Source organism: Streptomyces sp. NPDC002446, assembly GCF_053595675.1.
In genome coordinates, this window is record NZ_JBSFYC010000025.1 from 1 (window position 1) to 22,349 (window position 22,349).

The window sequence follows — 22,349 nt, forward strand, 5'->3', positions numbered from 1 at the left end:
GGTGTCCGGACGTAAAGCGAAGCAGTCCGGACACCCTGCCCCGGAGGACCGACACCGCCACCCGAAAAGCCCCGCGCAGCGGCAACGCCCGCCGCAGGCGCAACGGCGAGCAAGCCAAACATCGACCCAGGCAAAGCGCAGCGGAAGGGCCGCAGGCGAACCCAGCGCAACCCCCACGGCGGGAAAGCCGAAAGCGCACGCAGGTATACCCGGCCCGCGCTCAGCCGGCGGAGCCCCGCCCGGACGGCGTACGGCTCACGGAGCGGCCGGCGGCCGCGGCGGCGCGGGCGAAGCGGACCGCGTCGAGGACGGCCGCCCCGCCCGGGTCGTTGTTGAAGTACGTGTAGACCTCGGCCCGCTCCGGCCAGGTGTCGGCGATCCGCCGCGCCCAGGTGGTGAGCGCCTGCCGTCCGTAGCGCGGCCAGGGTTCCGCGCGGCCCTCGTGGAAGCGCAGATACCCCCAGGCGGCGGTCCGCCACAGGGGCGTCACGGGCCGTGAGCCACGGTCCGCCCAGCACAGCGCGGCGCCCCGGCGCTCCAGCACACCGCGGATCTCCTCGGTCCACCACGAGTCGTGCCGCGGCTCGACGGCCACCCGGGTGCCGGCCGGGAAGCAGCCGAGGCAGTCGTCGAGCAGTCCGGCGTCCGCGTGCAGCGTGGGCGGCAGCTGGAGCAGGACAGGCCCGAGCCGCGGGCCGAGGGCCGCCGCGTGCGACATCAGCCGCTGGACCGGTTCCGCCGGGTCGCGCAGCCGCTTGATGTGCGTCAGATAGCGGCTGGCCTTGACGGCCATCACGAAGCCGTCGGGTGTGCGCTCCCGCCAGTCGGCGAAGGTCTTCTCCTCGGGCAGCCGGTAGAAGGCGGCGTTGCTCTCGACGGTCGCGAAGTGGCGGGCGTACTCCTCCAGCCACAGCCGCTGCGGCCGGTCCTGCGGGTAGAGGACCTCGCGCCAGTCCTTGTACTGCCAGCCAGAGGTTCCGACGAGGACGGTCATAGCCGCGATCCCTGCCCGTTGCCGGGCGGCCCGTATCAGCCCGTGGCGCTCTTGCGGGGTGGGGAGGTTACGGCCAGTGTGGTCGGAAATGGCCGTGGCCGCCCGGCAGGGGCCGCCCGCCGTCGACGCGTTCCGTCACACGTTTGGAGTGAGCGTGGCTTCCTTCGTACTGCCCCACACCCTGCACGGTTCGGGTTCGCACAAGGTGTTCGCCGTGCACGGCTGGTTCGCCGACCGGTCGGCCTTCGATGCGGTCCTGCCGGATCTCGACCGGGACTCCTTCCAGTACGCGCTGGTCGATCTGCGCGGCTACGGCGAGGCGAAGGGCGCGGACGGCGCGTACACCACGGCCGAGGGGGCGGAGGATGTGCTGGCGCTCGCCGACCGGCTGGGCTGGGACCGGTTCTCGGTGGTCGGCCACTCGATGGGCGGCAGCGTCGCCCAGCGGGTGCTGGCCGCGGCACCGCAGCGGGTACGCCGGCTCGTGGGGATCTCGCCGGTTCCCGCCTCCGGGATGCCGATGCCGCCGGAGCAGTGGGAGCTGTTCTCCGCCGCGGCGCACACCCCGGAGAACCGGCGCGCCATCATCGACCTCACCTCCGGCGGGCGCCGTCCGGCCGCCTGGCTGGACCGGATGGTGCGGCAGTCGCTGGAGCGCAGCGAGGCCAAGGCGTTCCGGGCCTGGCTGGACTCCTGGGCCGGGGAGGGGTTCGCCGCCGAGATCGAGGGCTCGGCGGTGCCGGCGCTGGCGGTGGCCGGGGCGCTGGACCCGGCGCTGGGTGCCGAGTTGATGCGTCAGACCTGGCTGCGGTGGCACGACCAGGGCGAGCTGGTGGAGCTTGCGTCGGCGGGGCACTACGCCATGGACGAGACGCCGCTGGAGCTGATCCGGACGGTGGAGGACTTCCTGCGGGCCGATGGCGACGGCGCGGGGGCGGAAGCGGGATGACCGGCGCCGCGGTCCCCCGGGACGCGGTGCCGGACGTCTTCGACCCCCGCGGCTACGCCGACGGCCTTCCGCACGCCGCGTACCGGCTCCTGCGCGACCGGCACCCGGTGGCCTGGCAGGAGGAGCCCGAGGTGCTGGGCTGGCCCGCGGGGCCGGGCTTCTGGGCGGTCACCCGGCACCACGACGTCGTACGGGTCCTGAAGGACACGCACACCTTCTCCTCCCACGTGGGCGCCACCCAGATCCGCGATCCCGACCCCGCTGACCTGCCGTTCATCCGCCGCATGATGCTCAATCAGGACCCCCCGGACCACGGGCGGCTGCGCCGTGTGGTCAGCCGCGCCTTCACCCGCGGCCGGATCGACCGCTTCGCGTCCGCGCTGCGCGCACGGGCCCGTGATCTGCTGGGCACGGCGGTCGCCACGGCGCGCGCCGGGAGCGGGGTGTGCGACGTCGTCACCGAGGTCACGGACGACTACGCGCTGCTCAACCTCGCCGACCTGCTCGGCGTGCCGCCCGGTGAGCGCGGGCTGCTCCTGGACTGGACCCGGCGCGTCATCGGCTACCAGGACCCGGACGAGGCGGGTACCGCGAAGACCGGCCCGGACGGGCGCCCGGCCGATCCGCGCTCCCCGGCGATGCTGCAGGACATGTTCGCCTTCGCACGGGAGCTGGCCGCGCACAAGCGGCAGCACCCGGGCGACGACGTGATGACCGTGCTCGCCTCGGACGGCGCACTGACCACGCCCGAACTGGAGATGTTCTTCTTCCTGCTGACCATCGCGGGCAATGACACCGTACGCAGCGCCGCTCCCGGCGGTCTGCTGGCGCTCGCCGGGCACCCGGACGCGTACCGCGCGCTGCGCACGGGGGCGGTGGGCATGGCGACGTGCGTGGAGGAGCTGCTGCGCTGGCATCCGCCGGTGCTGTCGTTCCGCCGGACCGCGGCGCACGACACCGAGGTGGCCGGCCGCCCGATCCGCGCCGGCGACAAGGTCGTCGTCTTCCACGGCTCGGCGAACCACGACGAGCGGGTCTTCACCGCCCCGCACCGCCTGGACCTGGCCCGTAGCCCCAATCCCCATGTCTCGTTCGGCGACGGCCCGCACATCTGCCTCGGCGCCCACCTCGCCCGCCTGCAACTGCGGGTCCTCTACGAGGAGACGGCCGCCCTGCTGCCCGCCCTGGCGGTCGCCGCTCCGCCGCGGCGGCTCGTGTCGAACTTCATCCACGGCCTGAAGTCGCTGCCTCTGCGGGTGGCTGAGGCGTAGGGCGCCCCGGCTCCGGCTACCAGGCCGGTTTGCGATCGTGGCCGTAGCGGAACGGGCCCGCGGGGTGGTCCGTGACGACGTTTCTCTGCGATTGCTGCTACCGCGGCGCAAGGAACGGAGAGACGGTTCCGGACTGGCCCTTTTCCGCGGTGGCGGCGGGCTGCACCGGAAATGGCAGTCCGGTCAGGACCGAATCCTCTTCGCGTACCGGGCGCGCTCCGCGCTGCTGAAGAATCCCGAGATGGTAGACCTTCACACCCCTGGATTCGCCGTCGGCGGCGCGGGCCTGGGCCGGTAGCCGGACTCCCCACTGCTCACATGGCACGGAATACAACGTTGTCCCCCTGGTCTGCGCTGAGATGCGGCCGGCCACCGCTGGGCCGGCCGCTCCGCCAGCTAAGACCAAGGCGATCAACGTGAGATAAACGCGGCCGCAACCCCCGTCATGCGTACAGCCCGCGCAGCCGTACCGACAGGCAGGTGACACAGCCCTCCAGCTTCTCGAACTCGCCGATGTCCACGACGACGGGCTGGTAGCCGAGGTCGGTGAAGAGCTCCTCGCTCCGGGGCGCGCCGGCGGCCATCAGCAGCTTTCCGCCGCCGAGCAGCACGACGTGGGCGCCGGACGCCTCGGGGACGGGCAGGAAGCGGGGGAAGAGGGACGGGTCGTCGACCAGGGGCGGGTAGCCGATGACCGTGCCGTCGGGGAGTGCGGTCACCGCGGATTTGAGGTGCAGTACCCGGCTCACCGGGACAGCGACCACGCGGGCGCCCAACGGCTCGAAGGCGGCGCGGAGTTGGCGTACTCCCTCGGCGTTGGTGCGGCCGCCGCGGCCGACGTAGACGGTGTCGCCGACCTTCAGGACGTCGCCGCCGTCCAGGGTGCCGGGCGGCCGGATCTCGTTGACGGAGCAGCCGAGCGCCTCGACCGCGGCGCGGGCGTCCGGGATCTCGGATCTGCGCTGGTCGGCGCCGGGGCGGGCGAGCAGTGCCACATTGCGGAACATGACCATGGCGTCCTCGACGAAGACCGCGTCGGGGCAGTCGTCGGCGGGGGCGACCTCGATGGTCTGCCAGCCGTGGGCGCGCAGCGTCTCCACGTAGGACTCCCACTGGCGCAGGGCCAGCGCGGGGTCGACGGGGCGGCGGTCGATATGGGTGACCAGCCCCTCGGCGAGGCGGGGGCCGGGGCGGCGGACGAGGGCCCGTTGGGCCTGATTGCCGGTCATGCGGCTCCGATCGGGAACGGGGGCGGGCGGGCGGCGGACGTCGGTCGTCGGTCGTCGGGCGTCGGTCAGGCGGGGGTTCCGTACGTGGCGCGCAGGGCGTCTTCGACGGCGGCGAGGGCGGCGCGGTGGTCCAGGCCGAGCCGCTGGGCGCGGCGGGCATAGCTCTCGGCGGCCGCGGCGGCTTCCCGGTCCGCGGCGTCGCCGGCCGCCGCGATGAAGCTGCCGTTGCGGCCGCGGGTCTCGATCACCCCGTCGGTCTCCAGGGCCCGGTAGGCCTTGGCGACGGTGTTGGCGGCCAGTCCGAGGTCTTCGGCGAGGCCGCGGACGGTGGGGAGTTTGTAGCCGACGGGCAGGCTGCCGTCCCTGGCGCGGTCCGCGATCTGGGTGCGGACCTGCTCGAACGGCGCGACGGCGGAAGCCGGGTCGACGGTGAGGGTGAGGGTGGGGGTGGGGGTGGGGGCCTGCGGGGACACGGGGCGCTCCTGGTGCTGGTGGTGGGCGGGCGCGGGCTCCCGCGCCCCGGGTGCCCGGGATGCGGGGCGTGCTCGTACCCGCGGGTGCGCATGTTTGTCGCATCCATTGTGCGCCAGGAGCGCCGGGCGTGCCGGGAGACGGGCCCTACAACTGGAGGGTGGTGCCGGTCGTGCGCAGCCAGTCGTTCATGCCGAGGGCCAGCTCGGCTCCGGGGCGGATGTCGCGGGTCGCGCCGTCGGCGGTGGCCTCGGCGAGGGCACCGGGGTCCAGCAGCGGCCGGACGGGGGCGTCGCGGTCGGCGGCCAGGTCCCTCAGTCCGTCGCGCAGCGCCTCGTTGTAGCGCGGGTCCTGGGTGCTGGGGTAGGGGCTCTTGACGCGGTCGGCGACCAGGTCGGGCAGCACATCGCGGGTGGCGGCGCGCAGCAGCGACTTCTCCCGGCCGTCGAAGGTCTTCATCGCCCAGGGGGTGTTGAAGACGTAGTCGACGAGGCGGTGGTCGCAGAACGGGACGCGGACCTCCAGGCCGACGGCCATGCTGGCCCGGTCCTTGCGGTCGAGCAGGATCTGGACGAAGCGGGTGAGGTGGAGGTAGCTGATCTCGCGCATCCGGCGTTGGTGGCCCAAGTCGCTGTCGAGGTAGGGGACTTCGGTGAGCGCCTCGCGGTAGCGGGCGGCCTCGTATCCGGGCAGGTCGAGCTTGGCGAGCAGCCCGGTGTCCAGCAGCGCCTCACGGACCGCTTCGCCGCCGGAGAGGCCGGTGATGCCCGCCGCCGCCCAGGGGAAGGTGTCGGCGTGGACGGCCTCGGGGTCGTGGAACCAGCGGTAGCCGCCGAAGACCTCGTCCGCGGACTCACCGGACAGCGCGACCGTGGACTGTTCGCGGACGGCCTTGAACAGCAGGTACAGGGAGGTGTCGCCCTCGCCCATGCCGTTGGGCAGATCGCGGGCGGCGAGCACCGCGGCGCGGTGGCCGGGGTCCATCAGGGCGGCGGTGTCCAGGATGATGTCGCGGTGGTCGGAGCGGACGTGTTCGGCCAGGGCGTGGGCGTACGGCCCGTCGGGGGTGCCGCGCAGGTCGTCGGGCCGGAAGTTCTCGGTGTAGCCGGTGAAGTCGACGGCGAACGAGCGCACCGGGCCGCGGCCTTGGGCGGCCAGCGACCTGGCGGCGAGCGCGGTGATGGCGGAGGAGTCCAGGCCGCCGGAGAGCAGGGTGCACAGCGGCACATCGGCGATCAGCTGGCGGTCGACGATGTCGTCGAGCAGCTCGCGGATGTGCGCGATGGTGGTGGCGAGGTCGTCGGTGTGCTCGCGGGCCGTGAGGGCCCAGTAGCACCGGCTGGTCACCCCGCGGCGGTCGACCCGGACGATATGGCCGGGGCGGACCTCGTGCATGCCCTTGTAGACGGCGTGGCCCGGGGTCTTGGTGAAGGTGATCAGCTCGGCGAGGCCCTCGGCGTCGACGACGGGCCGTACGGCGGGGTGGGCGAGGATCGCCTTGGGCTCGGAGCCGAAGAGCACCCCGTCCGGGGTGGGGTGGTAGTAGAGCGGTTTGATGCCCATCCGGTCGCGGATCAGCAGGAGTTCTTCGGTGCGCGGGTCCCAGAGGGCGAAGGCGTACATGCCGTTGAGGCGCTCGGCGAACGCCTCGCCCCACTGGAGATAGGCGTGCAGCACCACTTCGGTGTCGCTGCTCGTACGGAAGGTGTGGCCCAGCTTCTCCAGTTCGGCGCGGAGTTCGCGGTAGTTGTAGACCTCGCCGCTGTACGTCGTGACGATCAGGGTGCGGCCGTCGTGTGCGACGGTCATGGGCTGTCTGCCGCCGTCGATGTCGATGACGGCGAGCCGGCGGTGGCCTAACGCGGCGTGGGTGTCGAGCCAGATGCCGGCCGCGTCCGGGCCGCGGCAGGCCATGGTCGCGGTCATCGCCTCAAGCGTCGGGCGCTGGGCGGTCAGGTCGTTGTCGTAGGAGATCCATCCGGTGATTCCGCACATGTTCGCGGCTCCCTCCATACGTGGGCGGCGGGCCTCCGCGCCCCGGCGGCGGCCTGCCAGGCCACCGTACGCCCAGATAGTTGTACCGGCCACCGATGCCTGTCGGGTTGCGTCCGGAATGAGCCACCCGTTTGCCGCAGTACGGAAAAGCGGAGGCACGGCGGGCCCCGTACGCGGGAAAAAGGGCGGCAAAACGGAGCTTCGGCGCGTACCGTCCGCCGCTATGACGCTTACCGTGCGCGACTTCCGCCCCGCCGACGCCAAGGCCGTCGCCGACCTGCGACGGGTCGGTTCGCCGCATCGGCTCTCCACTCCGCAGGGCATCGCCTGGGGCGTCTCCTCCGCCTCCCCGGCGCAGTGTCTGCGGCTGTTCGTCGCCGAGCGGGACGGCAGGGTCGCCGGCTTCGTCCGCGCGGCGCTGCTGGACGACAGCAGCGTCCCGGGCCAGGCCGAGGCGACCGTGTACGTCCATCCCGACCACCGTGGCCGGGGCGTCGGACACGCCCTGCTGGCGTCGGCCGAGGAGCATCTGTCGGCGGCGGGCGCCACCCGCCTGTTCGCCCGGGTGGCCGACGAGCCGGGCGCGCACTCGTTCGCACGGCGCCACGGCTACCGCCGCACCCGCCCGGTCCGCTTCCTCCGCCTCGCTCTCACCACGGCCGGGCTGCCGCCCCTCCCCGCCGCCCTGCCGGCCGGTGTCCGGCTGCTCACCGGCACGGACCTGGAGGCCGATCCGCGACCGCTGTACGCGGCGGACGCCGAGGTCTGCGCCGACGAACCGGGCGATGTCCCGGGCGACGCCCTGACCTACGAGGACTGGCTGCGGCGCATCTGGGAACACCCCCATGCCGACCCGGACCTCACCTCGGTGGTGACCGTCGGCGGCGAGATCGCCTCCTTCAGCCTGGCCGCGACCGACGGCCTGGGCCGCCATGCCTCCGCCATGACCGGCACCCGCCGCGCCTTCCGCGGCCGGGGCCTGGCCCGGCTGGCCAAGACCGCCTCCCTCCGCCGCGCCCGCGACCACGGCTGCACCGAGGCCTTCACCGGCAACGATGCCGCCAACACCCCGATGCTGGCGATCAACCAGCGCCTCGGCTACCGGCCGTACACCGAGGAGTGGCGGTACGTACGGCAGTTGGGGCGGAACTGACGCCGCCTGCGGCCCTCCCGGTGCCGGATGCCCGGCCGGTCACGAAGCACGGCCGGCGATCGACGGGCGGCCTGCCACCACGGCATTCCCGGCTGACAGACTCTTCGGCCATGGCGGACAACGGACTGTGGGTCGGCATCCTCACCGCGCTGACCGCGCTCGGAGCCAGTTACATCACCGCGCGGGCGACCTCGCGCGCAGCGCGGGCCCAGGCCCGAACGACCGCGATGGCACAGGCCCTTCGCGAGCAGCGCGACCGGCGCCGGTCCACGTATCGCGAGATGATGGGCTGCGCGCACGCCTTCTCGGAGGTCACCTGGCAGATCGACGACGTCGACGCGACACCCGACCGTGACGGCAAGGACCGGCTCCTGACGCGGATGTACGAGCGCATCGGCCCGGCCATCGGGAACATGAACAAGGCAACCCATGAGGTCCGGCTCGACGGCCCGGCCGAGGTCTCCGCCGCAGCGGAGCAGGTGCGCCAGACGGCGCGACGCGTGCAGCCGCGGCTCAAGGCGCTCATCGGCGACGGCAGCCCCGGGCGGCGGCGCGACTACGACGCCGCCTACCAGCAATTCCGGGAAGCCTACGGCGCGTTCATCGGCCTGGCGCGAGGAGCACTGGAGATCGAGGACGAGGAGATATGACCCCGCCGTCCCGGCCCCGATGCCCGTTTTCCCCCTGACTGCCTGTGGCCCCGCTTAGCGGCTCCTTAAGCACACCATAAAGATCCTCAGGATCGTCCTTCCGGCCTCAGATCCGCTGTTCAGCGGGGCTAGCGTGCTTCTCGCAAGGCGGCCGCCCCCCCACTCCGCCGCCCCTTGTGCCCCTCTCGACGCAACTGATGAAGGAGACCCCCACGATGACCGCTCGTCGTAAGGCCGCCGGGATCGCACTGGTCGGTATCGCCCCGCTCGCGCTCACCGTGCTCACCGCGAGCCCGGCCGCCGCGCACGGTTCGATGTCGGACCCGGTCAGCCGGGTCTCGGCCTGCTACGCGGAGGGGCCGGAGAGCCCGAAGTCCGCGGCGTGCAAGGCCGCCGTGCAGGTCGGCGGGGTGCAGGCGCTCTACGACTGGAACGGGGTGCGGGACGGCAACGCCGGCGGGAAGTCGAAGGAGAAGATCCCGGACGGGAAGCTGTGCAGCGGCGGCGACGCCACGTTCAAGGGGCTGGACCTGCCGCGCGCCGACTGGCCGTCGTCCGCGATGCGGGCCGGCAACCACACGTTCCACTACCGGGCGACCGCCCCGCACCGGGGCACCTTCGAGCTCTACCTCACCAAGGCCGGCTATGACCCGACCAAACCGCTGAAGTGGTCGGACCTGGAGGCGAAGCCGTTCGCGAAGGTCACCGACCCGAAGCTGACCAACGGGGAGTACGTCTTCGACGGCAAGGTGCCGGCGCGGTCCGGGCGCCATCTGATCTACAGCATCTGGCAGCGGTCGGACAGCCCGGAGGCGTTCTACACCTGCTCGGACGTCGTGTTCGGGAAGGGCGGCGGCCGGTCCGGCGGCTCCGCCGCTGCGCCCGCGCCGACCGCCTCCGCGCCGACGGACACCCAGATCGCGGCGGGCGCGGACAAGTCGTCTTTGGACATCAACCACCACGGCCACAAGGGCGGCGGCAGCGGCGGCCACAGCGGCGCGGACACCCACGACGGTGCGGACGGCCACGGCAGCGCGGCGCCGGCGGGCGGCGGCGATCAGCCGGCCCCGGCCGGCGGCGGCAACGCGGCGCGGCCCGACGGGGACGCCAAGCCGCTCGGCGAGGACGCCAAGCCGCTCGGCGGGCAGCGGCTGGCACAGACCGGTGGTGACGGCTCCACCGCCCCGTTGGCCATCGGCGGTGCGGCCGTTCTGGCGACGGGCGCCGCGGTGCTGTTCGCCACCAGCCGCCGCAAGGCCGCCCGTCACCGCGGCTGACCCCGGCGCCCCCCGGCTGCCCCGGCCCCCGGTACCCCGCCTCCGGGGAAGCGACGCCGCCTCCTGTGTCCCAGGGGCGGCGTCGCGCCGTCACGGGCCGTTCGGGGGCAGCGGTTCGATCACGTCGTTGGCGACGTGCTGGTAGATGAACGAGCTGCGGCAGTCGACGACTTCGCGGCGCTTGAAGACCTGGTCCATCAGAAGGGCGTGCAGCCGGTCGACGTCCGGGACGGCGACATGGACCAGGAAGTCGTCGCCGCCCGCGACGACATAGACGCTGAGCACTTCGGGCAGCGAGGTCAGGAACGCCTTGAAGCGCTCGATGACCTCGCGGTTCATGGGCCGGATCCGGATCGTGAGCAGCGCCTGTACGGGCCGGTTGAGGGCGCGCAGGTCCACCGTGGCGCGGTATCCGGTGATCACGCCGCGGGCCCGCAGCGCACGGACCCGCTCCAGGCAGGTGGAGGGCGCGATATTGAGCATGCGGGCCAGCTCGCGATTGGTCTGCCGTGCATCGCGCTGCAGTTCGCGGACAATCGCCGAATCAATGTCGTCCATGAGGACCATGGTGGCGCACCTGCCGAATTTAGTTCGGTGGGAGGCCATATTGATCATCCGTGCGGTTACATTCAGCGACCGTGACCGTACAACAAACATCCCTTGCTGCTTCTGAACGGGCGGATGTACGGCGGCTGGGCATCGGTAGCGGTACCGCGCTGTGTGCGGGTGCGGTGCTCGGCCCCGGTGTCCTGACCCTGCCGTCCCTGGCCGCCGCCGCGGCCGGCCCCGCCTCGATCCTGGCCTGGGTGGTGCTGCTGGCGATGTGTGTGCCGGTGGCCGCCTCCTTCGCGGCGCTCGGCGCGCGGTTCCCCGACGGCGGGGGCGTGGCCACGTATGTCCACCGGGCGATCGGCCCGCGGGCCGCGGCCGTGGTGGGGTGGTGGTTCTTCGGGGCGGTGCCGATCGGCGTGGTCGCGGCGGCCTGGATCGGCGGGAAGTACGTGGCCGGCGCGGCCGGTTGGCCGGATGCGGGTGCCTCCGTGGTCGCCGGAGTGGTGCTGGCGGGGTCGCTGGCCTCCAACGCGGTCGGGCTGCGGATGTCGGGCCGGGTGCAGCTGCTGCTCGGCGGGCTGCTGGCGGCGGTGCTGCTGTGCACGGTGCTGGCCGCCGCGCCGCAGGTGTCCGCCGCGCACTTCACACCGTTCCTGCCCGGTGGCTGGTCGTCGGTGGGATCGGCGGCCTCGCTGCTGTTCTTCGCGTTCGCCGGCTGGGAGGCGGCCAGCCATCTGTCGGGCGAGTTCGCCGATCCGGCGCGGGACCTGCCGCGGGTGACGCGCCGTACGCTCGTCGTCATCACCGTGCTCTATCTCGGGCTCGCGGTGGTCACGATCGGTGTGCTGGGCCCGGCGGCGGCCGGCACCGACACCCCGCTGACCGAACTGCTCGCCCGGAGCGCGGGGTCCGCCGCCCGCCCGGTGTCCGCCGCGGCCGCGCTGTTCCTCACGTTCGGGGCGGTCAACTCGTATCTGGCCGGGGCCTCGCGGCTCGGTGCGGCGCTCGGCCGGGACGGGGCGGCGCCGCGCTGGCTGGCCAAGGGCGGGGCGCCGGGCGAGGTGCCACGGCGGTCGCTCACGGTGCTGGGCGGGGCCGCCGTGCTGCTGGGGGCGCTGGCGGGCTTCGGCGGCGCCGATCTGGACCTCCTGATGAGGGCCACCGCCACCTGTCTGGCGGCGGTGACCCTCGCCGGCCTGGCCGCCGCGCTGGTGCTGCTGCCGCGCCGCACTCCCCTGTGGTGCGGTGTGGCGGCGAGCTCGCTGCTGACGGCGGCTGTGCTGGCCTTCTCCGGATGGCTGCTGGTGATCCCGGCGTGTTACGCGTGCGCCGCCTTCGGCTTTCTGACGCTGCGCCGGATCGTGCGCTGAGGCGGCGCACGGCCGGAGCCGTCAGCGGGTGAGGCCGCGCAGCAGACGGACGTAGCGGCTCCAGCGGGCGGGCCGGGCCACGGTGCCGGTGCAGCCCCGCTCGGCGCGGTCCAGGCTGTCCTCCAGGACCGCGTCGTGGAAGTGGCGGTAGGCCAGCGGCCAGGTGAGCCGGGCGCGGCCGCGGGCGCGCATGGCGAGGGTGTGGCGCAGCAGGCTGCGGTCCGGGCCGAGCGGCTGGACGGTGTACTCGTGGAAGCCGTCGAAGCCGCGCGGCCCGCTGAAGGTGAAGCGCACCCACTGGCCCGGTACGTACGCCGCCACGGTGTAGCGGACCGGGCCGTGGCCGCCGGCCGCACCCGGCGCCAGCGGGCCGTCGAGCAGCATCGGGGGCCAGTCGCGGCCCGGCCAGAGCCGGTCGCCTTCGCCCGAGAGGCCGTCCAGCAGCAGGCCGGCCTCGGCCGCGGGTACGGGCAGCTCCCGCTCGTGCACGTTGTAGACACCCATGACGCAGAACTCTCCGTATCTGTCCGTCCGCCGTCGCGGCGCACGCTCCGCCGGCACGCCCCCCGTGGGCACATCCCGCCCGGGGTTTCAGAGGGATCGTTCTAGAGGGGCGCCTCCAATATAATTGGAGAGTACCCTCTAGAACATGGCCAGGCCACCTCGTTTCGACACCGCGCAGCTGCTCGACGCCGCCGTAAGGCTGGCCGCCGAGACAGGACCCTCGGGCGTCACCATGTCGGCCGTCGCCGCGGCCGTCGGCGCGCCCAGCGGCTCGCTCTACCACCGCTTCCCCGGCCGCACCGCGATGCTGGCCGAGGTGTGGCTGCGTACGGTCGAGGGCTTCCAGAAGGGCTACTTCGAGGCCCTGGAGTCGTCCAACGACCCGCGCGCCGGGGGCCGGGCGGCCGCCCGGCACGTCGTGGCGTGGAGCCGCGCGCACCCGCGGGAGGCCGCGCTGCTCCTGTACGGGGCCCATGAATTCGGGCGCGACGAATGGTCGGACGAACATCTGCGGCGCGCCAACGAGGGGAACATGCGGGTGCGGGCCTCCCTGGCGGCGCTCGCGGGCGCGCTGGGGGTGCACGGCACCGAGAGCCTCGACCGGGTGTCACTCGCCGTCGTCGACGCGCCGCTGTCGCTGGTCCGCCGCCATCTGCGCGGCGGAACCCCGCTGCCGCCGCACGCCGAGGAGCTGGCGGAGGAGTGCGCCGACGCCCTGCTCGCCTTCTGACGTTCTGAAGTTCTGACGCCGGCGCGCCGGGCGCCACCGGGGAAGGAGGCCCGGCCCGCGGGCGGCGGACCGGGCCGGCCGCCGGTCAGGAGAGGCAGGTGGTCGGGGTGGCGTGGGCCGGGTCGAGGGCGTTGGCCGTCTCGTGGAAGGCGACGCGGTCGGCGAGCCCGATGGCCAGATGCTCGGAGAGGTCGACCGGACACAGGTCCTGGAGCACGACGTTGCGTACGTCGGGGCCGTCGAGGAAGCCGCTCCGGTAGGGCGTGACGACCTCGTCGTACTTGGTCGCGATCACCGTGTAGTGCACCCCGGGGACGGTGTCGCCGCCCTCGTTGAGGCGGTTGAGGAGGTCGGAGCCGACGATCTGGTCGGACAGGCCGGGGGTCAGCTTGCCGAGGTGGTCCTTGGCGCCGGGGAACTGGTCCAGCAGCCGGGTCAGGCCGTTCAGGTCGGTACCGTGGTTGTCGGGGGCGAGCCCGACCAGCGTGTTCACCTTGTCCGCGCCACCGTGGAACTTCAGGTACACCCGGGGCATCATGCCGCCCTGCGAGTGGCCGACCAGGTCGGCCTTGCGCGCCCCAGTGGCGGCCAGCACCCGGTCGACGTATGCAGCGAGCTGCCGGGCGGAGGCGTCCACCGGCCCCAGGCCGTGGAAGAACGGGACGCCGGGCAGCTGGCCGTAGTCCAGGGAGAAGACGCAGTAGCCACGCGCCACCAAGTAGGGCGCGAGGCCGAGCCAGTTGTCGACGGAGTTGCCGAGCGTGCCGTGCACCAGGATCACGGGCCGGGGGTGGGCGGCGGAGGGTTTGCAGGAGTAGTTGTTCCAGCCGCTGCTGACGGTGGGGGCGGCAGCGGCGGGTGACATCAAAGAGGTGCGACGCGAAGCGTCTCCGGCCGGGGTGGCGGCAGGCGACGGGTGGGCGAGACCGAGGGCCAGGGCGAGGGCGGGCAGTAGGGTGAGCGTTCGTGACCAGCGCAGCTTCATACGATGCTCCTTGCGGGGTGAGGGGACTCCGAAGTGCTCGGTGAGCCGTTCACCTGCGATCCGGATCGCAAGGGCCAACATGCTTGACTCGCAAGTAAGTTACGGCCGAGTAAGCAGGGCGTACCAGTGTCGTGACGGTGAAGGAAACCGCACACGATCCTCACCGCACGCCCCGGTCCGCCGGCGCCCGTTTCATGCCTGTGCCGGTGTCCGCTCCGTCACTTCCGCGCCGGGGCGGCGCGGTTGTCAGTCCCATCGCTTACCGTCGATAACGCCTGACCAGGGAAGTGAACGAGGGGAGACACCGATGGAGATGGCACGGACGGCGGATCTGACGGGGATCGAGGAAGTGTCGTCGGCGGCGGAGCTGCGCGAGCTGATCGGTGAGCCCACGCCGCACGCCGTGAACAAGACCCGCCATCGGCTGCACGACCTCGACCGCCAGTGGCTGGCGCGCTCACCGTTCTGCCTGATAGCCACCGCGGACGCGCAGGGCCGGTGCGACGTCTCCCCCAAGGGCGACCCCGCGGGCTTCACCCACGTCCTGGACGACACCACCCTCGTGATCCCGGACCGCCCCGGCAACAAGCGCGCGGACGGGTTCCTGAACGTCCTCGCCAATCCCCACATCGGGCTGAACTACGTCCTTCCGGGGCGCGGTGACACCCTGCGCATCAACGGCCGCGCCCGGCTGCTGCGCGATGCCCCGTTCTTCGACGAGCTGATCGTCAAGGGCAACCGCCCGCGGCTGGCGCTGCTGGTGGAGGTGGAGGAGGTCTTCTACCACTGCTCCAAGGCCTTTTTGCGCTCGGAGCTGTGGAAGCCGGAGAGCTGGCGGCCGGAGGCGCTGCCCTCCCGCGCCCGGATCGTCAGCAGCCTGGAGGACCAGGACAGAACCCTGGCGGAGCTGGAGGAGCACTACGGCCCGCGGTATGCGGAGGGGCTCTACGGCTGAGGGGGCGCTACGGCTGAGGGGGCTCTACGACCGGTGTCCTCGGCCGTGCCGGCCGAGGGTCGCCGCGGGCCGTACGGCTCCGGTGCCGAAGCGCGCCCGGGCCCGGTCGACGGCCGCCTCGATGCGGTGTGCCTTGTCGTCGGCCGGGTCGAAGGTCAGCTGGCGGGCGGCGTGTTCGGCGCGGCAGAGGTCCTCGGCGCGCAGTGCCACGGACCGTACGCGCGCCCGTTGCAGTCCGAGGGCGGCGTGCAGCGCGTAGGCCGCCTCGGTCAGCGCGGGCCCGTGAGCGGTCGGTCCGTCCAGCCGCCGGGTGCGGGTCGTCGTGGAGCGGTCGGCGTAGCGGACGGTGAGGGTGAGCGCGCGGGCCACCTGCCCGCTCGCGCGCATCCGGGCCCCGAGCTCGTCGGCGAGCGAGAGCAGCGCCCGGCGGCGCCTGGCCGGGTCCAGCTCGTCGTGGACGAAGCGGTGTTCGGCGCCCATCGAGCGGGCCGCCGCATTGGGCACGACCGGCGTCGGGTCGATGCCGCGGGCCCTTTCGTACACGATCCGGCCGGTCTTCGCGCCGAGGATCCGCTGCAGGGTCGCGGGCGGTGCGGCGGCGATCCGGCCGACGCTGTCGAGCCCGTAGGCGGACAGGGCGCGCGCGGTCGCCGGGCCGACGCCGAGCAGCGCGGACGCCGGCCGGCGGTCGAGGAGGGCCGCGACGGCCGCGGCGTCATCGGGGACGACCCGGATCTCTCCGGGGGCCGCCCCCCGGGCTGCCATCCGGGCGAGCAGCGGGTTGGCGGCGATCCCGATCGTGCACCGTACGCCGTGCCAGACCAGCGCGCGCAGCCGTATCAGCTCGGCGATGCCCGCCGCGTCCCGGTCGAAGTAGCGCAGCGCACCGCGGACGTCCGCCAGCGCGGCGTCCGGCGGCAGCGCCTCGATCATCGGTGTGAACTGCGCCAGCAGCGCCAGCAGCCGCTCGAACTCCACGGCGCTCACCGGGGCGTCGCCGGCGGCCTCGAACCGTACGTGGAGCATGCCCGGCGGCCGCGGGGCGCCAGCCGCTCCGGTGGAGCCGGTGCTTGCATCGCGAGGGCTCATCCCGCGCTCCCGGGGCTGGAGTGCCACAGCTTGCGGCCGGTGGCGGCGCGTTCCCCAGGGGGCTGGAGGTCGGCCCAGGGGTGCAGCTCATAGCCGGTCTCCAGCCGGATGGTGCGGCCCGGGGCGCCGGCCGTCTCGGGCTCCCCGCCGGGCTCGCCCGGCCTCCCGGCGGGCCCCCTGTCCGCCTCGGCCGCGGGCTGGTCCGGCCCCTCCGCGAGCCGGGCGGTGACCGCCTCCAGGCCGCCCTCGCGGCGGAGTTCGGCCAGCTCGGCGAGGTTCCAGGCGGCCGCGCCGACCACGCTGAGGCTGCGCGGCCCGCGCCGCTGGACCGTACCGCGCACCAGCAGCAGCCAGGAGTGGAAGACCGTGCGGGCGCAGGCCTCAAGGGGGCTGGGGGTACCTCCCAGGCCCCCAGGGCCTGGGGGAGCATCGAAGAAGGCGCAGTCGACCAGGCCCGTACTGTCGTCCAGGGTGGTGAAGATGACCCGGCGGCCGGAGCGGATCGGCGGTGTCTGGGTGGCCGCCTTGGCCCCGGCCACCAGCACCGTCTCGCCGTGCCTGACGTCCCGCAGCCGCCGGGCCGGCAGCGCGCCCAGCTCCGCGAGGAACTCCTGGTGGTCGGCCATCAGATGGCGGGAGGCGTCCATGCCGAGGACGCCCAGCTCGGCGCTGAGCCGTTCGACGTCGCTGAGGTCGGGCAGCCCCGCGGGCTCGACCGGATCGGTCTCCCCCACGCTCCCGGCCCCGCCCGGACCGGAAGGCACCCCCGTCTCCTGCGCCATGTGCAGCGTCAACTGGCCTCCGGAGGCCTGCCGTCCGTGGTGGTGCAGCTCGGCGACGTACAGCAGCAGATCGCGCCGGTTGGCGCCGAAGGCGTCCAGCGCGCCCACCCGGGCGAGGCGTTCGGCCACCGGGCGGGACGGCCGGGCCCGCTGCCACAGGTCCTGGAGGGAGTGGTACGGCTGCCCTTCCGCGATCCGCCGCGCCTCGGCCTCGCTCATGCCGTGGACGTCGCAGAGGGCGAGCCGCAGCCCCCAGACGCCGCCGGAGCCCTCCCCGCCAGACCCGTCGGACACCAGTTCGATGCGATGGGCGACCGCCGAGCGGTTCACGTCCAGCGGCAGCACCGGCACCCCGCGCCGCCGGGCGTCCGCCAGCAGCAGCCGCTTCGGATACATCCCGGGGTCATGGGTGAGCAGCCCGGCGTAGAAGGCCGCGGGGTGGTGCGCCTTGAGCCAGGCGGACTGGTAGGTGGGCACCGCGAAGGCCACCGCATGCGCCTTGCAGAAGCCGTACGAACCGAAGGCCTCGACGATCTCCCAGGTGCGCGCGATCACTTCGGGCGCATAGCCGCGCCGCTCGGCGCACCGCGCGAACCAGGCGCGCACCCGGCCCTGCAGCTCCGGGTCCGACAGCGCGCGCCGCTTCTCGTCCGCCTCGTCCCGCGCGCAGCCCGTCATGATCCGCAGCACCTCGATGATCTGCTCGTGGAAGACCACCACCCCGTAGGTCTCGCGCAGCGGTTCCTCCAGGTCGGGGTGCGGATAGCGGATCGGCTTGCGCCCGTGCCGGGCCTCGATGAAGGGCCGCACCATGTCGGCGGCGACCGGCCCCGGCCGGAAGAGGGAGATGTCGACGACCAGGTCGTGGAAGGTGGCCGGCTGCAGCCGCCCGATCAGGTCGCGCTGGCCCGGCGACTCGATCTGGAAGCAGCCGAGGGTCTCGGTCGAGCGGATCAGCTGGTAGGTGGCCGGGTCGCCGGGCGGCACCTGTGCGGGGTCGTCGAGGTCGATCCGGCGCCCGGTGGCCCGGACGGTCTCGGCGACCGCGTGGGCCATCGCGGACTGCATCCGCACACCCAGCACATCGAGCTTGAGCAGCCCCATCTCCTCCACGTCGTCCTTGTCGAACTGGGACATCGCGAAGCCCTCGCCGCTGGTGGGCACGACGGGCGTACGGTCCAGCAGCGTGGCGTCGGAGAGCAGCACCCCGCACGGGTGCATGGCGATCCCGCGCGGCAGCGCGTCCAGCGCCTCGACCAGCTGCCACAGCCGTTCGGTGCCGTACTCGCGTACTCCGCGCAGCTCCGGCAGTTCGGTCAGCGCGGCCCGTGCGTCGCGGGCGCGGATGTGCGGGAAGGCCTTGGCGAGCCGGTCCACCCGCGCCGGGTCCATGCCCAGGGCCGCGCCCACGTCCCGTACGGCGTGCCGTACGCGGTAGGTCTCGGGCATCGAGACCGTGGCGACCCGCTCCGCGCCGAAGCGGTCGAAGATCGCGCGGTAGACCTCCAGCCGGCGGGCGGACTCGACGTCGATGTCGATGTCCGGCAGCGCGGCCCGCCGCTCGGACAGGAAGCGCTCCATCAGCAGCCCGTGCTCGACCGGGTCGGCGTGCGCGATGCCCAGGAGGTGGTTGACCAGGGATCCGGCGCCGGACCCGCGGGCCGCGACCCGGATGCCCAGCTCCCGCACGTCGTCCACCACCTGGGCGACCGTCAGGAAGTACGAGGGGTAGCCGAGCCGTTCGATCGTGCGCAGCTCGTCGTGCAGCCGCGCCCAGCGCGTACGGTCGCGGTCGTAGCCGCGCAGCACCATGCCGGCGGCGCAGCGCGAGCGCAGCACCCGGGCGGCGGTGCGGTGCTCCGCGCCGACCAGCCGCGGCTCGGGGAAGTGGATCCGGCCGAGCCCGATGTCGTCCTGCGGGTCCACCAGGCACTCGCCCGCGGTCTCCTCGGTCATGGCGAGCAGGCGGTGCGCCAGGCCGCGCCGGAAGCCGGCCGCCTCGGCGATCCGCTCGGCGGTGCGGCTCATCGCGGCGGCGTCCTTGAGCCAGCGCTCGCCGCCGTCGAGGGCCTCGGGGCGGCGCGGGTCCACCGGCACCAGGCGGCGGGCGGAGTCCAGGACGTCGGCGACGGGGCCCTGGCCGGGGTCGGCGTAGCGGACCGCGTTGGTCAGGACGGCGCAGATGCCCTGGTCGACGGCGAAGCCGAGGGTGCGGGCGGCCAGCCGCGGGGAGCCGGGGCCGCTGCCGGGCCGGCCGTGGTCGACGACCTCCAGGCGCAGCGCCTCGCCGTACAGCTCGCGCCAGGGGGCGATGAGCTTGGCGGCGCGGTCCGGGCGGCCGGCGGCCAGCGCCCGGCCCACCTCGGAGTCCGGTCCGAGCAGCACGGTCAGTCCGGCCGGGGCGGACTCCAGGGCGCTCCAGGGAAGGACGGGCTGCTCCGCCCGGCCCGCATGGGCGGCCGAGACCAGCCGGCACAGGGCGGCCCAGCCGGCCGCTCCGTCGCGGGCCAGGAAGACGGCGCGGGCGGCGGACTCGTCGAGGAAGGCGCCGCCGCGCACGGGGGTGCGCCGCCGTGCCGTGGCCGCGCCGGCCGCGGGTCCCGACTCGCGCTCCGCCACGGCCAGTTCGCTGCCGAACAGCGGGCGGACACCGGCCCCGGCGGCGGCCTTGGCGAAGCGTACGGCTCCGGAGAGCCCGTCCCGGTCGGTCAGCGCGAGGGCGTCCATGCCGCGCTCGGCGGCACGCTCGGCGAGCCGCTCCGGATGGGAGGCGCCGTAGCGCAGGGAGAACCCCGAAGCGGTGTGCAGATGCGTGAACCCGGGCATCCGCACCTCCTGCACCTCATCCGCCCCCCGGCCGATCCTGTGTCCCTCGTTCCTCCTGTCCACCATAACCCGGACATCGAACATTCGTACGAACAACACGCCGGGGCCGCCGCCGGCCGTCCGCCGATCAGCCCCACCCCGTCTGCACACGCCCGCCACCGACCGCAAGATAGGTGGACAAAAGCCTCATCACGGCGCCGTCAGGGCGGCGAGGAGCGACACATGGCCACGACGGAGGACGGCACCCGCACCACCTTCCTCGGGGAGGTGCGGAGCGCGGTGACACCGCACGCCGCGCTGCTGGTGCTCGGCGTACTGGGCCTGATGATCGCGTTCATCACCTCGTACACCGGCGCCTTCCACCAGCCCAGGCCGACCGATGTGCCGCTCGCCGTGGTCGCTCCCCCGCCCGTCCGCGGACAGCTGACGGACAAGCTGGACCGGCTGCCCGGCTCCCCGCTGGACCCGCGTGCGGTGGCGTCCGAACGCGAGGCGCTGCGGCAGATCGAGGACCGGACGATCGACGGCGCGCTGATCGTCGACCCGCGCGGCACCACCGACCGGCTCCTGGTGGCGAGCGGCGGCGGCGCCTCCCTCTCCCAGGCGGTCGAAACGGTCGTCCGCGCGGCGGAGAAGGCCGAGCGGCGCACCGTACGCACGGTGGACGTGGCCCCGGCCGACCGGGGCGACGGCCGCAGCCTCTCGTCCTTCTACCTCGTCGTGGGCTGGTGCGTCGGCGGCTATCTGTGCGCCGCGATCCTCGCGATCAGTTCCGGGGCGCGCCCCTCCAACGGGCACCGGGCGGTCATCCGACTGGCCGCGCTGGCCGTATACGCGATCGCCGCCGGGCTGGCCGGCACGATCGTCGTCGGCCCCGTGCTGGGCGCCCTGCCCGGCTCCTTCTTCGGGCTGTGGGGCCTGGGCGCCCTGGTCGTCTTCGCGGTCGGCGCCACCACCCTGGCCTGCCAGGCCCTGCTGGGCATCATCGGCATCGGCCTGGCGATCCTGCTGATCGTCATCCTCGGCAACCCGAGCGCGGGCGGCGCCTACCCCTACCCCCTGCTGCCCCCGTTCTGGCGCGCCATCGGCCCCGCACTCCCCCCGGGCGCGGGCACCTGGACGGCGCGCTCGCTCGCCTACTTCCGCGGCGAGGCGGTGACCTGCCCCCTGCTGGTGCTCTCCGCGTGGGCGGTGGGCGGCGCCGCGCTCACCCTGATCCTCTCCGTCTTCCGCAGGACCGAGCCCTCCGCAGAGCCCCCCTCCCGGGCCCCTCAGAACCAAGGAGCAGCGCCATGACCATCCCCGTCGACCAGCTGTCCGACCCCGCGGTGCGCGCCCTGGTCACCGCCATCAACGGCAACGACGAGCAGGCGTTCTTCGCCGCGCTCACGCCCGACGCCACGATGTCCGACGACGGGTCCGACCGGGACCTGCGGCAGTGGTCCGACCGGGAGATCTTCGGGTCGCGCGGGCACCTGGACGTGCAGGCGGAGTCGGACGGCGGGCGGTCGCTGGTGGCGGACTACCGCAACGACACCTGGGGGCAGATGCGTACGCGCTGGTCGTTCACGGTGACGGACGGCAAGGTGAGCCGGTTCGAGACCGGGCAGGCCTGAGGGACGGGCAGGCCTGAGGGCCGGGCACGGACCGCCGGCGCAGCACCCGGGCCCCAGCGCTCCGGCCGCGGCGGATTACACAGATGTTTCACGGCGTTACCGGCGCGAGACGGGCGGATGACGAGGCGTAAGCCGCCCCAAAGCGGGGCATCCCTTACCCCCGGCGGACCTGCCGGCTGCCCGGAGGCCGCCTCCTCCCCTCCACTTCAGCCAATCGACAGAGATCGAAACCCTCCCGAACGACCGGTCGGCGGCCGGATTCCTACCTTCCGGGTAGGTACGGCTCATGCCACGAGCATGACGGGCGGGGCATCCCCGCTGGCCGCACGGCGGTCGATCCGGGCCCCTCCTCACACCCCCGACTCGTTCGCGCCATTACGCTCAGCTTTCATTCAACGACTCAAAGCGATCGCCGAACGTGCTTTTCGGTGCGCGCTTGGGCCAGACTCCCGTCCGGTATCTGCACCTTCGAGCAAGGGAGTGTTCGTCATGCGTTACATCACTGGGGCGATCGCGTTCGGCGCCGCACTGGTTCTGGGCACGCTGGCCACCACCGCACAGGCCGTCGCCGCACCGGCGGCGCCCGCGCGGTCCGGTGGGCTCTACGCGCCCACCGAACTGGTGCTGACCGTCGGCCAGGGCGAAAGCCGCGCGACCGCCACGGTGCAGCGCGCCGTGACGCTCAGCTGTATGCCGGTGGCGAAGGGCAGCCACCCGACTCCGAGAGCGGCCTGCTCCGAACTGCGCTCGGTCGCCGGTGACTTCACCAAGGTGACCACCGCCGGATCGGACCGGATCTGCACCAAGGAGTGGGCGCCGATAGTGGTCACCGCGGACGGCGTCTGGCAGGGCAAGCGGGTGTCGTACACGTACACCTTCTCCAACGACTGTGCACTGACCGGCGGCAGCGGCTCGGTGTTCGAGTTCTGACCGGCACGGTCCAGGTCCCCG

Annotated in this window: 20 protein-coding genes; 11 read left to right on the top strand and 9 right to left on the bottom strand. The window is 73.4% G+C overall.

Annotated elements, in window-relative coordinates:
• Positions 1–220: 220 nt before the first annotated feature.
• Positions 221–994: a DUF72 domain-containing protein gene (locus ACWD6P_RS16420; RefSeq protein WP_451444770.1), complete on the bottom strand. Its 774-nt coding sequence runs from the start codon at positions 992–994 to the stop codon at positions 221–223.
• Between the two features lie 154 nt (positions 995–1,148).
• Between ACWD6P_RS16420 and ACWD6P_RS16425 the strand changes: the two genes are divergently transcribed.
• Together ACWD6P_RS16425 and ACWD6P_RS16430 are read left to right on the top strand one after the other, a co-directional pair.
• The gene (locus tag ACWD6P_RS16425; protein WP_451444771.1) at positions 1,149–1,943 is read left to right on the top strand and encodes an alpha/beta fold hydrolase; all 795 of its coding nucleotides are present in this window, start codon (positions 1,149–1,151) and stop codon (positions 1,941–1,943) included.
• Entirely contained in the window at positions 1,940–3,214 is a 1,275-nt protein-coding gene (locus ACWD6P_RS16430) for a cytochrome P450 (RefSeq protein WP_451444772.1), read from the top strand. The genes ACWD6P_RS16425 and ACWD6P_RS16430 overlap by 4 nt, the downstream gene beginning before the upstream one ends.
• Positions 3,215–3,657: 443 nt before the next feature.
• On the opposite strand, the gene ddaH is transcribed toward ACWD6P_RS16430, so the two are convergent.
• The 3 genes from ddaH to asnB form a co-directional block, all read right to left on the bottom strand.
• Positions 3,658–4,443 (bottom strand): dimethylargininase, encoded by a 786-nt coding sequence (gene ddaH, locus ACWD6P_RS16435; protein WP_451444773.1) that lies wholly within the window; start codon positions 4,441–4,443, stop codon positions 3,658–3,660.
• Between the two features lie 65 nt (positions 4,444–4,508).
• A complete protein-coding gene (locus ACWD6P_RS16440) occupies positions 4,509–4,916 on the bottom strand; it encodes a GntR family transcriptional regulator (protein WP_451444774.1) in 408 nt (135 codons plus the stop codon).
• A 145-nt stretch (positions 4,917–5,061) separates the two neighbouring features.
• Entirely contained in the window at positions 5,062–6,909 is a 1,848-nt protein-coding gene (asnB, locus tag ACWD6P_RS16445; RefSeq protein ID WP_451444775.1) for an asparagine synthase (glutamine-hydrolyzing), read from the bottom strand.
• 223 nt (positions 6,910–7,132) lie between these two features.
• Here asnB and ACWD6P_RS16450 point away from each other — a divergent pair, with 223 nt between their 5' ends.
• From ACWD6P_RS16450 to ACWD6P_RS16460, 3 genes are all read left to right on the top strand, one after another.
• Positions 7,133–8,062 carry a GNAT family N-acetyltransferase gene (locus ACWD6P_RS16450; RefSeq protein WP_451444776.1) on the top strand — a complete coding sequence of 310 codons (930 nt, stop codon included), beginning with the start codon at positions 7,133–7,135 and terminating at the stop codon, positions 8,060–8,062.
• 110 nt (positions 8,063–8,172) lie between these two features.
• Positions 8,173–8,712, top strand: coding sequence for a hypothetical protein (locus ACWD6P_RS16455; protein WP_451444777.1), 540 nt, complete (start codon positions 8,173–8,175; stop codon positions 8,710–8,712).
• A gap of 215 nt (positions 8,713–8,927) precedes the next feature.
• Positions 8,928–9,989 (top strand): lytic polysaccharide monooxygenase, encoded by a 1,062-nt coding sequence (locus ACWD6P_RS16460; protein ID WP_451444778.1) that lies wholly within the window; start codon positions 8,928–8,930, stop codon positions 9,987–9,989.
• A gap of 90 nt (positions 9,990–10,079) precedes the next feature.
• Here ACWD6P_RS16460 and ACWD6P_RS16465 read toward each other — a convergent pair whose 3' ends face one another.
• Positions 10,080–10,547, bottom strand: coding sequence for an Lrp/AsnC family transcriptional regulator (locus ACWD6P_RS16465; RefSeq protein ID WP_451444779.1), 468 nt, complete (start codon positions 10,545–10,547; stop codon positions 10,080–10,082).
• Positions 10,548–10,627: 80 nt separating this feature from the next.
• Between ACWD6P_RS16465 and ACWD6P_RS16470 the strand changes: the two genes are divergently transcribed.
• Positions 10,628–11,911: an APC family permease gene (locus ACWD6P_RS16470; protein WP_451444780.1), complete on the top strand. Its 1,284-nt coding sequence runs from the start codon at positions 10,628–10,630 to the stop codon at positions 11,909–11,911.
• Between the two features lie 21 nt (positions 11,912–11,932).
• On the opposite strand, the gene ACWD6P_RS16475 is transcribed toward ACWD6P_RS16470, so the two are convergent.
• Positions 11,933–12,415, bottom strand: coding sequence for an SRPBCC family protein (locus ACWD6P_RS16475; RefSeq protein WP_451444781.1), 483 nt, complete (start codon positions 12,413–12,415; stop codon positions 11,933–11,935).
• A 145-nt stretch (positions 12,416–12,560) separates the two neighbouring features.
• Here ACWD6P_RS16475 and ACWD6P_RS16480 point away from each other — a divergent pair, with 145 nt between their 5' ends.
• Positions 12,561–13,145: a TetR/AcrR family transcriptional regulator gene (locus ACWD6P_RS16480; protein WP_451444782.1), complete on the top strand. Its 585-nt coding sequence runs from the start codon at positions 12,561–12,563 to the stop codon at positions 13,143–13,145.
• A gap of 85 nt (positions 13,146–13,230) precedes the next feature.
• On the opposite strand, the gene ACWD6P_RS16485 is transcribed toward ACWD6P_RS16480, so the two are convergent.
• Positions 13,231–14,130 (bottom strand): esterase/lipase family protein, encoded by a 900-nt coding sequence (locus ACWD6P_RS16485; protein WP_451444783.1) that lies wholly within the window; start codon positions 14,128–14,130, stop codon positions 13,231–13,233.
• A 307-nt stretch (positions 14,131–14,437) separates the two neighbouring features.
• Here ACWD6P_RS16485 and ACWD6P_RS16490 point away from each other — a divergent pair, with 307 nt between their 5' ends.
• Entirely contained in the window at positions 14,438–15,085 is a 648-nt protein-coding gene (locus tag ACWD6P_RS16490; RefSeq protein WP_451444784.1) for a pyridoxamine 5'-phosphate oxidase family protein, read from the top strand.
• Positions 15,086–15,109: 24 nt separating this feature from the next.
• On the opposite strand, the gene ACWD6P_RS16495 is transcribed toward ACWD6P_RS16490, so the two are convergent.
• On the bottom strand, positions 15,110–16,174 hold the full coding sequence (locus ACWD6P_RS16495; RefSeq protein ID WP_451444785.1) for a DNA polymerase Y family protein: 1,065 nt from the start codon (positions 16,172–16,174) through the stop codon (positions 15,110–15,112).
• Positions 16,171–19,782: a DNA polymerase III subunit alpha gene (locus ACWD6P_RS16500; protein WP_451444786.1), complete on the bottom strand. Its 3,612-nt coding sequence runs from the start codon at positions 19,780–19,782 to the stop codon at positions 16,171–16,173. The genes ACWD6P_RS16495 and ACWD6P_RS16500 overlap by 4 nt, the downstream gene beginning before the upstream one ends.
• A 222-nt stretch (positions 19,783–20,004) precedes the next feature.
• On the opposite strand from ACWD6P_RS16500, the gene ACWD6P_RS16505 reads away from it, so the two are divergent.
• The 3 genes from ACWD6P_RS16505 to ACWD6P_RS16515 all read left to right on the top strand — a co-directional run bounded on the left by ACWD6P_RS16505 (position 20,005) and on the right by ACWD6P_RS16515 (position 22,328).
• Positions 20,005–21,078, top strand: a complete 1,074-nt coding sequence (locus ACWD6P_RS16505) for a DUF3533 domain-containing protein (RefSeq protein WP_451444787.1) — start codon at positions 20,005–20,007, stop codon at positions 21,076–21,078.
• The gene (locus ACWD6P_RS16510; protein WP_451444788.1) at positions 21,075–21,398 is read left to right on the top strand and encodes a nuclear transport factor 2 family protein; all 324 of its coding nucleotides are present in this window, start codon (positions 21,075–21,077) and stop codon (positions 21,396–21,398) included. The genes ACWD6P_RS16505 and ACWD6P_RS16510 overlap by 4 nt, the downstream gene beginning before the upstream one ends.
• Positions 21,399–21,887: 489 nt before the next feature.
• Entirely contained in the window at positions 21,888–22,328 is a 441-nt protein-coding gene (locus tag ACWD6P_RS16515; RefSeq protein ID WP_451444789.1) for a subtilase-type protease inhibitor, read from the top strand.
• The last annotated feature ends 21 nt before the right edge of the window (positions 22,329–22,349 follow it).

Bases quoted from the DNA above. Each gene is read 5' to 3' on its own strand.
- ACWD6P_RS16420 (WP_451444770.1), bottom strand. From the start codon at position 994: ATGACCGTCCTCGTCGGAACCTCTGGCTGGCAGTACAAGGACTGGCGC.
- ACWD6P_RS16430 (WP_451444772.1), top strand. From the start codon at position 1,940: ATGACCGGCGCCGCGGTCCCCCGGGACGCGGTGCCGGACGTCTTCGAC.
- ddaH (WP_451444773.1), bottom strand. From the start codon at position 4,443: ATGACCGGCAATCAGGCCCAACGGGCCCTCGTCCGCCGCCCCGGCCCC.
- asnB (WP_451444775.1), bottom strand. From the start codon at position 6,909: ATGTGCGGAATCACCGGATGGATCTCCTACGACAACGACCTGACCGCC.
- ACWD6P_RS16450 (WP_451444776.1), top strand. From the start codon at position 7,133: ATGACGCTTACCGTGCGCGACTTCCGCCCCGCCGACGCCAAGGCCGTC.
- ACWD6P_RS16455 (WP_451444777.1), top strand. From the start codon at position 8,173: ATGGCGGACAACGGACTGTGGGTCGGCATCCTCACCGCGCTGACCGCG.
- ACWD6P_RS16460 (WP_451444778.1), top strand. From the start codon at position 8,928: ATGACCGCTCGTCGTAAGGCCGCCGGGATCGCACTGGTCGGTATCGCC.
- ACWD6P_RS16465 (WP_451444779.1), bottom strand. From the start codon at position 10,547: ATGGACGACATTGATTCGGCGATTGTCCGCGAACTGCAGCGCGATGCA.
- ACWD6P_RS16475 (WP_451444781.1), bottom strand. From the start codon at position 12,415: ATGGGTGTCTACAACGTGCACGAGCGGGAGCTGCCCGTACCCGCGGCC.
- ACWD6P_RS16480 (WP_451444782.1), top strand. From the start codon at position 12,561: ATGGCCAGGCCACCTCGTTTCGACACCGCGCAGCTGCTCGACGCCGCC.
- ACWD6P_RS16485 (WP_451444783.1), bottom strand. From the start codon at position 14,130: ATGAAGCTGCGCTGGTCACGAACGCTCACCCTACTGCCCGCCCTCGCC.
- ACWD6P_RS16490 (WP_451444784.1), top strand. From the start codon at position 14,438: ATGGAGATGGCACGGACGGCGGATCTGACGGGGATCGAGGAAGTGTCG.
- ACWD6P_RS16495 (WP_451444785.1), bottom strand. From the start codon at position 16,174: ATGAGCCCTCGCGATGCAAGCACCGGCTCCACCGGAGCGGCTGGCGCC.
- ACWD6P_RS16500 (WP_451444786.1), bottom strand. From the start codon at position 19,782: ATGCCCGGGTTCACGCATCTGCACACCGCTTCGGGGTTCTCCCTGCGC.
- ACWD6P_RS16505 (WP_451444787.1), top strand. From the start codon at position 20,005: ATGGCCACGACGGAGGACGGCACCCGCACCACCTTCCTCGGGGAGGTG.
- ACWD6P_RS16510 (WP_451444788.1), top strand. From the start codon at position 21,075: ATGACCATCCCCGTCGACCAGCTGTCCGACCCCGCGGTGCGCGCCCTG.
- ACWD6P_RS16515 (WP_451444789.1), top strand. From the start codon at position 21,888: ATGCGTTACATCACTGGGGCGATCGCGTTCGGCGCCGCACTGGTTCTG.